Genomic DNA, 11,048 nt, shown 5'->3' with positions numbered 1-11,048 from the left:
CATTCCTTGACAGTGCACCCTCAATCAACTACCATGTAAGCCGCTGAAGAAGGTGGTTAATTTTATACTGTCTACTTGACAGGGATATGTTCAAACTCTTCGGTTTTTTGGTTTTATTTTCAATCAATTGAATCATCGTTTTCTTTTATATTACAGTACCTCTAATGCTATAATGGTTTAATGGAAAACGAATGTAGGAGGACTTTGGGATGTATGATTTTCGCGAGTGGCGCCATGTGTTTAAACTCGACCCAAATAAACAGATATCGGATGAGCATTTAGAAGCAATTTGTGAATCAGGTACAGACGCAGTGATCGTGGGAGGTACAGATGGAGTTACGCTCGAAAATGTCCTCGATTTAATGGCCAGAATCCGCAGATTTACTCTACCATGTGTACTGGAAGTATCGAGTATTGAAACCGTTACTCCTGGATTTGATTTCTATTTTATTCCCACTATTTTAAATAGCAAGGATCCAAAATGGATAACGGGCCTTCATCATCAAGCTGTTAGGGAATATGGCGATCTTATGAATTGGGAAGAAATCGTTATGGAAGGCTATTGCATCATGAACGGTGATTGTAAAGCAGCGAAGCTGACAAAAGCGGATACTGCGATAACGGCAGAAGATGTAAGAGCTTATGCGATGATGGCGGAAAAGATGTTTCAGCTGCCTATTTTTTATCTCGAGTTTAGCGGTCAATATGGACAACTTGATTTGGTTTCAGATGTGAAAAAAGTCCTTGAAAAAGCGACCTTTTTTTATGGCGGCGGTATATCCACTTACGAACAGGCAGTGGAAATGGCAAGGTTCGCCGATGTAATTGTTGTTGGAAACGTGATTTATGAAGATTTTAAAAATGCCTTAAAAACAGTACAGGCAGTTCGATAGAAAATTGCTGGAATAGCCTAGTTAATGGTAAAATAAGAACAAATGTTTGATTTGGCGGTGAGGAAAAATGCAATATTTATCAGACAAACTTATAAAAGGTTTAAACCCTGAGCAGCAAAGTGCTGTGAAGGCGACAGATGGACCGTTATTACTTATGGCCGGTGCCGGGAGTGGTAAAACAAGAGTATTAACGCATCGGATTGCGTATTTAATTGTGGAAAAAAGGGTGAATCCATATAATATTTTAGCTATCACCTTTACAAATAAAGCGGCAAGAGAGATGAAAGAAAGAATTGGAAAGGTGATGGGCGGAGCTGCGGAAGAGATTTGGATTTCCACCTTCCACTCCATGTGCGTAAGAATTTTACGCCGGGATATTGACCGGATTGGCTTCAATCGAAATTTCACGATTCTTGACACAACGGATCAACAATCCGTTATTAAAGGAATTTTAAAAGATAAAAACATTGACCCGAAAAAATTTGACCCGAGGGCGATGCTCGGGGCAATCAGTTCTGCCAAAAACGAATTAATTGACCCTGAAGAATATTCAAAAACAGCAGGTGGTTATTTTGACCAAGTCGTAAGTGATGTTTATGAAGAATACCAAAAACGTTTAAGGAAAAATCAGGCGCTGGATTTTGATGATTTAATCATGATGACGATTCAATTGTTCCGCCGGGTTCCGGACGTTTTAGAATATTATCAGCGAAAATTTCAATATATTCATGTCGATGAGTATCAGGATACGAATAAAGCCCAGTATTTATTAGTAAAGCTGCTGGCGATGCGCTTTAAAAATCTTTGTGTTGTCGGTGATTCCGATCAGTCCATTTACAGGTGGCGCGGTGCGGATATTGCGAATATTTTATCGTTTGAAAAAGATTATCCGAACGCGACTGTCATCCTCTTAGAACAAAACTACCGCTCGACGAAAAGTATCCTTCTCGCAGCGAATAAAGTGATTGAAAACAATTTGAACAGAAAAGCGAAAAACCTCTGGACAGAAAATCCGGAGGGAAATAAGCTGGTCTATTATCGTGCCGACAGCGAACAGGGCGAGGCACAGTTTGTTGCCGGAAAAATTAAAGAATTGACTCGTGATGGCAAGCACAAGCTCTCAGAAATTGCCATTCTCTATCGGACGAATGCACAGTCCCGTGTGATGGAGGAAGTTTTGCTAAAATCGAATATTGAGTACAGCATCGTCGGCGGAACGAAGTTCTATGACAGAAAAGAAATCAAGGATATGTTAGCCTATTTACGATTGATTTCAAATCCTGACGATGATATTAGCCTGCGGAGAATCATTAATGTTCCGAAACGCGGTATTGGCTCAACCTCGGTCGATAAAATTGCTGACTTTGCGGCAATGCATGATCTCTCTATATACCAGGCATTAGATTCAATTGAATTAATTGGGTTAAGCCCGAAAATTACCAAGTCCGCCCGTGAATTCCGGGATTTTATTGGAAACTATACGCAAATGCAGGAATTCCTATCCGTAACGGAACTAGTCGAGGAAATCCTTGAAAAATCTGGCTATCGTGAGATGCTGAAAGCAGAAAAATCACTCGAAGCGCAAAGCCGTCTCGAAAACTTGGACGAATTGTTATCTGTTACGAAAAACTTTGAGGAAGTAAGTGAGGACAAAAGCCTTGTTGCCTTTTTAACGGATTTAGCCCTTGTAGCAGACATTGATTCAATGGATGAGGAAGGAGAAAAAGCGGATTCGATTGTTCTTATGACCCTGCACTCAGCAAAAGGATTGGAATTTCCGGTTGTCTTTCTTATTGGTATGGAGGAAGGCGTATTTCCGCACAGCCGTTCACTTATGGAGGAAGCAGAAATGGAAGAGGAACGCCGTCTTGCCTATGTAGGGATAACAAGGGCGGAACAGAGTCTATTCCTGACCAATGCTCAAATGCGGACACTTTTTGGCCGAACGAACATGAACCCGGCTTCCCGCTTTATCAAGGAAATACCTGAAGATCTTTTGGAGGATGCGGCACCAAAAGCTGGGAAGAATTCCCCATTTGGTTCAAGAGGAAGTTCCTTTGCCGGCTCCGGTACTGGATTTGGAGCCCCTGTTGCAAGAAAACCGGTGATGCGGCCAGTTGCAGCTACAACCGGCGGTGATCAAGTTGGTTGGAAGGTTGGCGATAAAGCCGAACACGGTAAGTGGGGAATTGGAACGGTTGTCAGTGTGAAGGGCGAAGGGGAAGGGACCGAACTGGATATTGCTTTCCCTAGTCCAACAGGAATCAAACGTTTGCTTGCTAAATTTGCGCCGATTAAAAAGGTATAAGAAACGATGAAGAAAGGGCTGAATTTATGGACCTTCAAAGTGCTGAACAAAGAATCAATGAACTAAAAGACCTATTAAATCAATACGGCTATGAATATTATGTGCTAGACCAACCAACCGTTCCGGATGCAGAATATGACCAATTAATGCAGGAACTATTAAAACTGGAAGAAAAGTTTCCGGAATTGAAAACGCCTGACTCCCCTTCTGAACGGGTTGGAGGTCCAGTGCTGGATCTATTTGAAAAGGTTGAGCACCGCACCCCGATGCTGAGCCTTGGCAATGCTTTTAATGAAGGAGATTTGAGAGACTTTGACCGACGGGTCCGTCAAGCGGTAGGCGATGATGTTTCCTATGTTTGCGAATTAAAAATTGATGGGCTGGCGGTTTCCTTACGTTATGAAAATGGCTTGTTCCTTCAAGGGGCAACACGCGGGGACGGCACCATCGGCGAAGATATTACGGCCAACATAAAAACGATTAAATCGATTCCGTTACGATTACGTGAGAATGTTTCAATTGAAGTTCGTGGAGAGGCATTCATGCCGAAGCGTTCCTTTGAAGCATTAAATCGAGCGAAAGAGGAGAATGGTGAGGAACCTTTTGCAAACCCAAGAAATGCAGCTGCTGGTTCCTTAAGGCAGCTTGACCCGAAAATGGCAGCGTCGCGAAATCTCGATGTTTTTCTATATGGGATAGGAGATATAGGTGAAACGGGTGTAACCTCCCATAGTGAAGGACTAGATTATCTAGACAGTCTTGGGTTTAAAACCAATAAAGAGCGAAGAAGATGTCCGGGGATTGAAGATGTCATTGAGTATGTTAACAGCTGGGTCGAAAAGCGTCCGCATCTTCCTTATGAGATTGATGGAATTGTTATTAAAGTTGATTCGCTCGAGCAGCAGGAACAGCTCGGAACAACCGCAAAAAGCCCGCGTTGGGCAATTGCTTATAAATTCCCTGCAGAAGAAGTAGTGACAACCCTATTAGAGATTGAACTAAGTGTTGGCCGGACAGGGGTGGTAACCCCAACGGCGATTCTTGAACCGGTTAAAGTGGCGGGGACGACCGTCCAGCGTGCCTCCTTGCATAACGAAGATTTAATCCGTGAAAAAGATATCAAAATTGGCGATAAAGTAGTCATCAAAAAGGCAGGCGATATCATTCCAGAGGTCGTAAATGTCCTGGCTGGAGAACGTTCTGGCAATGAGATAGAATTCCATATGCCGACTCATTGTCCTGAATGTGAAAGTGAGCTTGTTCGTCTTGATGGTGAGGTTGCTCTACGGTGCATCAATCCGAAATGCCCGGCGCAAATCCGTGAAGGCCTGATTCATTTTGTCTCACGTGATGCTATGAACATTGATGGTCTTGGTGAAAAAGTAATCAGCCAGCTTTTTGCTGAAAAATTAATTGCCGATGTCGCCGATATTTATAAGCTTACAAGAGAACAGGTTTTGGCACTTGAACGAATGGGGGAAAAATCGGTTTCTAACCTGTTAAATGCGATTGAAGCCTCAAAGAGTAATTCACTTGAGAAACTGCTTTTTGGTCTCGGAATCCGTCATGTAGGCGCGAAAGCGGCGAAAACATTAGCTCAGGAATTTGGGGCAATGGACCAGCTTGCTGCGGCGGCAAAAGAACAATTGCTTGCTATTAATGAAATTGGCGATAAAATGGCCGATTCTATTGTTACTTTTTTTGAAAAAGAAGAAGTGGGCTTACTGCTTAGGGAATTAGCTTCTTACGGAGTTAATATGGAATACAAAGGGGCAAAGCCGGTTTCAGCAGCGGAATCTGATTCGATTTTTGCCGGAAAAACCATTGTTTTAACCGGGAAACTCGAGCAGTTATCAAGGAATGAAGCCAAGGAAAAAATTGAAGCTCTAGGCGGGAATGTTTCTGGAAGCGTTAGTAAAAAAACGCACCTGGTCATTGCCGGAGAAGATGCTGGTTCCAAGCTCTCCAAAGCACAGGAACTAGGGATTGAAGTATGGGATGAAGACAAGCTAATTGCTGAATTAAATAAATAAGAGGTGTTACCACCGTGAAAAAGCTTTTACTGCTTGCCTTTTCGTTTGTCCTTCTGCTAAGCGGCTGTTCATTAAACTTTCAGAAGCAGGATGAAGTTGTCCAAACAAAGGAGAAAACGAAAGGGAAAGCAATTATTCCAAAATATAATATTTCCGACAAGTATTATCGGACGATTTTGCCGTTTGAACCGGGAGAAGCCCGCGGGATGATTGTCGGCAATCTCAACACGAGATATGATATTGATGAATTTGAGACAGGTTTAATGAGCATTGCTCAAAATACCTTCGATACAGATAAATATTATTTTCGCGAAGGACAGGAAATTAAACGAGACACGATAAGACTTTGGTTAAATCGAAAATTTACCAAGTCCCAGTTAAAGGAACAAGGGTTGACATCATCAAAAAATATCGGATTAAATCCGCTTGATACGGGTAAAGGAGAAACGCCGATATACCTTGCTCACATTTTGGAGCATGATTATTTAACGAAAACCGACAAAGGAACGGTTAAATTAGGCGGAATTACCGTTGGTCTTGCGTTAAATTCGATTTATTACTATCAAACGGTTCAATACGGTCCAACCTATGAGAAGAAAATAGACTATTCTAAAATGAAAAGTGAAGGAGAACAAATTGCCGCAGAAGTATTGAAACGTATTCGCAGTATGAAGAAATTGGAGAATATCCCAGTGACAATCGCTTTATTTGAAACACAGAGCAAATCATCGGTTGTTCCAGGTAACTTCTTTGCGTACACGAATGTAGATGCCGGCAGCTCAAGTATTGATGGCTGGGAAAAAGTAAACGAAAAATACTTCTTATTTCCGTCAACTGATGCACAAGAAAAGCATAGGGATGACCTTACTGCATTTTTAAACTTTAAGCAGGATGTCGAAGAGTATTTTCCTAACTATAATGGTGTAATTGGCAGAGCCTTTTATGTTGGCGATCAGCTCCAGGAGCTGAAAATTTCCATTCCAATTCAATTCTATGGAAAAATGGAAGCAGTTGGTTTTACCCAATATGTAACAGGTCTTGTCATGGATCGTTTTCCAAAATATATTTCTGTTTCTGTCAGTGTAACATCTGTTGATGGTCCTGAGGCCCTTATTGTCAAAAAGGCAAACGAGACAGAACCGTTTGTTTATATTTATTAAAAAATATACTAAAGATCCGGAACCTCCCGGATCTTTTTTTTCATTGTTATAACAATAGTTCAAATGATTAATACTATGAATTGAATAATGTTAAAAAAATGCTTGGGTGTAAACGCTATTAATACATAGGAGGGTTTAAAAATGGTACAACCTTACAAACATGAACCATTCGCAGATTTTACAGTGGAAGAAAACCGTCAGGCCTATCTTAACGCGTTAAAAACAGTTGAAGGTTATCTTGGTAAAGATTATGACCTTGTCATTGGCGGCGAAAAAATTACGACTGAAGACAAAATTGTTTCTTATAACCCTACTAATAAAGAAGAAGTAATTGGCCGCGTTTCGAAAGCAAACAAAGAGCTTGCTGAAAAGGCAATGCAAGCAGCGGTAGAAGCATTTAAAACTTGGAGTAAAACGAAACCAGAAGTGCGCGCGGATGTGCTTTTCAAGGCAGCTGCGATTATTCGCCGCCGTAAACATGAGTTTTCTGCACTTTTAACAAAAGAAGCGGGTAAACCATGGAGAGAAGGAGATGCAGATACTGCGGAAGCAATTGATTTCCTTGAGTATTATGCACGTCAAATGCTGGCGATCAAAAACGGAGTACCGGTTCAAAGCCGTCCAAATGAATACAATCGTTACGATTACATTCCACTTGGGGTGGGAATTATTATTTCACCTTGGAACTTCCCCCTAGCTATAATGGCTGGTACAACGGTTGCAGCGATTGTATCCGGTAATACGGTTTTATTAAAACCAGCATCTACAACGCCAATTATTGCAGCTAAATTTGTTGAAGTAATGGAAGAAGCAGGTCTTCCAAAAGGAGTCTTAAACTTTGTACCAGGAAGTGGTGCAGAAGTTGGGGACTATTTAGTTGACCATAAAGATACACGTTTCATTAGCTTCACAGGATCTCGTGATGTAGGTCTACGTATTTTCGAACGTTCTTCAAAAATTAATGAAGGCCAAATCTGGATGAAGCGTTTGATTGCAGAAATGGGCGGTAAAGATACAATCGTGGTTGATAGTGAAGCAGACCTTGAACTTGCGGCACAATCCATTGTTGCTTCTGCCTTTGGTTTCTCTGGGCAAAAATGCTCTGCATGTTCTCGTGCAGTCATCGTTGAAGATGTATATGATACCGTATTAAACCGTGTGGTTGAATTAACAAACCAATTAACAGTTGGGGATCCAACACAGCAAGGCACCTTCACAGGTCCTGTTATTGACAAAAATGCATTCAAAAAAATCATGGAATACGTTGAGATTGGAAAACAGGAAGGTAAATTAATGGCTGGCGGCGAAGGTGACGATTCAAAAGGCTACTTCATTAAACCGACTGTTATTGCAGACCTTGCTCCAAAAGCCCGTATTATGCAGGAAGAAATCTTTGGCCCCGTTGTCGGCTTCACAAAAGCGAAAAACTTTGATGAAGCAATTGAAATTGCCAACAATACTGAGTACGGCTTAACAGGTGCGGTCATCACTTCCAACCGCGCACATATGGAACAAGCCCGCGAGGACTTCCATGTTGGTAACCTATACTTCAACCGCGGCTGTACAGGCGCTATCGTCGGCTACCAGCCATTCGGCGGCTTCAACATGTCCGGAACCGACTCCAAAGCAGGCGGCCCAGACTACCTATTACTACACATGCAAGCACAAACAACCTCTGAATTGTATTAATAAAAAAATGGAAAAACCTCTCCCCATGTTTTGGAAAGAGGTTTTTTTTTACATCTTCATCTTTGGTACGTTCACTATAAAAGGAGCAATGATGATGCGTCCCTGGTATTGAAATTGCCCCCAGATTTTGTATACTCCCTTTTGAGGGAAGTAGGTCATGAAGGTTACTTTTGGTCCGTTTCCTTTGGTGGTCATGGGGTGAATGTGAAGGTATTCCTGTAGGTTGTCTTTTATGGCAACAGCATGCCCCATAGCTCCTAAATAGGGCTGAAGGTTTTTAATCGGTTCATTTGTTTTCGCATCCCGAATCGTAAAGGTCATGTTTGAGTTCATTTCCGCCATTAGATGGTCAAAAGATAGGGTGATTTTTAAGCCATCGACTACTTTTGTGAGCTTTTGAACTGGAATGAGTGGTGTGGATTTCGGGACAGGTCCGTCGATATGCATCCAATGCTTTTCCACACTGTTATCACCTCCGCCCTTTGGCGTAACTTCAGCAATTAACTGGTAATCTCCTCCGGATGGAAAGGTCGTTGAGATATCAAATTTCCCATTTCCTTCATATTTAGGATGGAGATGAGAAAAATAAGATAAGTCTTTACTGACAATAATTAAATGCATTTTTTTAGTATGAACTGTTTCAAACGTTTGGATGGGTTGATTGGATTTATTTTTTATTAAAATAGAAATTGGGATATTCTTGTTAGGCTTAAGCACTCTAGGCGCTTCCCATTCAGATTTTGTTGGAATTACATTCTGTGGCACTGCGCTCATTTGATGGTCCATTGTCGATTTTGGAACCCTTATAGGATTACATGAGGTTAGTAAGGAAACCGTTAAAACGATTGGAATCCATTTAACGTTTTTCAAAACTGAAAAGCCCCTTTCATACCTATTCAATCGTTGTCCTTTTATAGTTTGATATTCAATTGCATATATTATTTAATACTAAGCAGACATTGGAGAGAAGTAAAGAAAAATACCAACGACAAATATAAAAAATGGAATTCATTCGATGTCAAAAGAAGAATTAGGACAAATTTAATTTGCCTTTAATAACTTTATAAGTATTAATTGTTTATAATAAAAACTATGAGGAATTACCTATAAATCCAATATAAGGTAATTTTGTAAATAATCATCCAAAATCAATGAAAAGAATGATATGATAAGAACTACCATGATTTAGGTTTTTATTTTGCTAAAGGTGAGTGGATTGAAAAATATGGAATTTTATTCATTGTTACCTCAATATTTATTACATGTTACCGCTGTACCGCACAGTGAAAGCCCCAGCTTAATTTGGTCTCTAATAGCCTGTAATACGTTCTTAGTTATTGCGGGGATTTTCTTTATCGTTAAATTATTTAGACAAAAAAATGTCCTTAAATCGGGAATTACTTTCGGAGTTGCACTTGCGATTAATTATATTTTAATTGCGGTTTATGGAAGTGTCTTTGACCTATTGGGGTAGATAGAAAAAAGAGGAGGTTGGATTTTGAAATATTATCGAATCTGGGTCATTGCGTTCTTGTTGAAATTCATTGGATCGGCATGGGACGCCTCTTACCATTTTAAGTATCTATTCGAGGAATATTCCATTCCGCATATCGTAAATTTTAGCGGATTTGCGATAGGAGCATTTTTATTATTTAAAGAGTGGCGTAATTTGCATTACATGGATAGGTTTTCGCGAAATCTTGTAACGATTGGGTATGTATTATTTTTAATTGGCATCCCCTTAGACTTTAGCTATCATATCGCTTATGGAATTGATTTAACCACCTGGAGCCCAACACATTTTATTTATTATATTGCAACTGATATTATGATTATCGGTGTTTGGCGGGCCTATTTTAAATATACTCAGGATCAACAACCAACATGGAAATCACTGCATACTTGGTTTGCGATGTTTTTGCTGGAATGCTTAATGTTTCCGAATATGCAACAGGAAAATGGAGCAATATCGTATGATCAATATATTCACGGACGTTCCATTGCCTCAAAAGAAATTCTTCAGCTAATTTCAGACCCTGCATCACAAATCTTTGGAGGAATCCCCCAATGGGTGTACCCGCTTTATTCGGTGTTGTTAGTAGCCTTGTTTACGGTCATTGTTAATAAACTCTGCCGGGATTACGCTATTCCGGTTATGGCAGTAGCACTCTATATCCTATTACGTTTTATCTTTAAATCGGTCTTTTATCTTGTTCATTATCCGACATCCTATGTTCCGGTTACCCTTTTATTTATCCCGATTTTTTATTTAGTATTCAGAAGGGACAGTTGGTTCGCCGGATTTGCCGGTAGTTTATTCTATTTTCTGACCTTATTTGCCATTAACCGCTTAGGACTATTAATTACTCCGCCATTAGTATGGTGGGAGGCGATTCCAGTTGCGATGATCGGCTTGTTTGTTCCGGTAGTTGCTTCCCAAGTGGCAAAACTACAATTTAGACTTAAAAGAAAACAGCCTGCATAAAGATTTTTCCATTTTGTCTAAATCTAAATTACCCATTTTTATTAAAAGGTTGTCTATGCTATTGGGCCTGTTGATTTCCGCTCCAGGTGCGTGCGGTTCGCGGGCGTGCCGGGGAGCCTCCTCGGCGATGAAAGCGCCTGCGGGGTCTCCCCTGCCCCGTACTCCCGCAGGATATTGAATTGCTTCCTCGAATCCGCCCACGCACGAAGGAAATGCGATAGCATTTCCGAGGAGTCTTCGCACCTTCCGCTTCAATCAACAGGGAGCAAATCAAACCTAATAAATTGCAACACACCTTATCCAATCTGGCTAAGTGTGTTGCAATTTTTTTATATTTCGGTAGGTATTGCCCGAACGATCTGGTATACCCGTTAAAAGGGAAAAGAAAAGTGGTTTCATTGCCCGAACGATCTGGTATGCCCGTTAAAAGGGAAAAGAAAAGTAGTTTCATTGCCCGAACGATCTGAAATGCCCGTTAAA

The 11,048-nt window shown here is 40.8% G+C and carries 8 protein-coding genes; 7 read left to right on the top strand and 1 reads right to left on the bottom strand.

Annotated features, from left to right (window positions below; genetic code table 11):
* Positions 1–209 precede the first annotated feature (209 nt).
* The 5 genes from pcrB to pruA all read left to right on the top strand — a co-directional run bounded on the left by pcrB (position 210) and on the right by pruA (position 8,083).
* Positions 210–893 (top strand): heptaprenylglyceryl phosphate synthase, encoded by a 684-nt coding sequence (gene pcrB, locus J2Y67_RS26975; RefSeq protein WP_310179183.1) that lies wholly within the window; start codon positions 210–212, stop codon positions 891–893.
* A 67-nt stretch (positions 894–960) separates the two neighbouring features.
* Entirely contained in the window at positions 961–3,201 is a 2,241-nt protein-coding gene (gene pcrA / locus J2Y67_RS26970; protein WP_310179181.1) for a DNA helicase PcrA, read from the top strand.
* A gap of 26 nt (positions 3,202–3,227) precedes the next feature.
* On the top strand, positions 3,228–5,234 hold the full coding sequence (gene ligA / locus J2Y67_RS26965) for an NAD-dependent DNA ligase LigA (RefSeq protein ID WP_310179179.1): 2,007 nt from the start codon (positions 3,228–3,230) through the stop codon (positions 5,232–5,234).
* Positions 5,235–5,248: 14 nt separating this feature from the next.
* A complete protein-coding gene (locus J2Y67_RS26960) occupies positions 5,249–6,394 on the top strand; it encodes a CamS family sex pheromone protein (RefSeq protein ID WP_310179178.1) in 1,146 nt (381 codons plus the stop codon).
* 141 nt (positions 6,395–6,535) lie between these two features.
* A complete protein-coding gene (gene pruA, locus J2Y67_RS26955; RefSeq protein ID WP_310179176.1) occupies positions 6,536–8,083 on the top strand; it encodes an L-glutamate gamma-semialdehyde dehydrogenase in 1,548 nt (515 codons plus the stop codon).
* Positions 8,084–8,131: 48 nt separating this feature from the next.
* Here the strand turns inward: pruA and J2Y67_RS26950 are convergent, their stop codons facing one another.
* A complete protein-coding gene (locus J2Y67_RS26950; RefSeq protein WP_310179173.1) occupies positions 8,132–8,953 on the bottom strand; it encodes a hypothetical protein in 822 nt (273 codons plus the stop codon).
* Positions 8,954–9,299: 346 nt separating this feature from the next.
* Here J2Y67_RS26950 and J2Y67_RS26945 point away from each other — a divergent pair, with 346 nt between their 5' ends.
* A complete protein-coding gene (locus J2Y67_RS26945) occupies positions 9,300–9,557 on the top strand; it encodes a hypothetical protein (RefSeq protein ID WP_310179171.1) in 258 nt (85 codons plus the stop codon).
* Between the two features lie 24 nt (positions 9,558–9,581).
* The gene (locus J2Y67_RS26940; protein WP_310179169.1) at positions 9,582–10,568 is read left to right on the top strand and encodes a hypothetical protein; all 987 of its coding nucleotides are present in this window, start codon (positions 9,582–9,584) and stop codon (positions 10,566–10,568) included.
* Positions 10,569–11,048: the final 480 nt, after the last annotated feature.

It is taken from the genome of Neobacillus niacini (genome assembly GCF_031456445.1).
In the GTDB taxonomy this organism is placed as follows: domain Bacteria; phylum Bacillota; class Bacilli; order Bacillales; family Cytobacillaceae; genus Neobacillus; species Neobacillus niacini_I.
The sequence above is the reverse complement of the archived record's forward strand: the minus strand, read 5'-3'. Positions and strand labels throughout refer to the sequence as shown.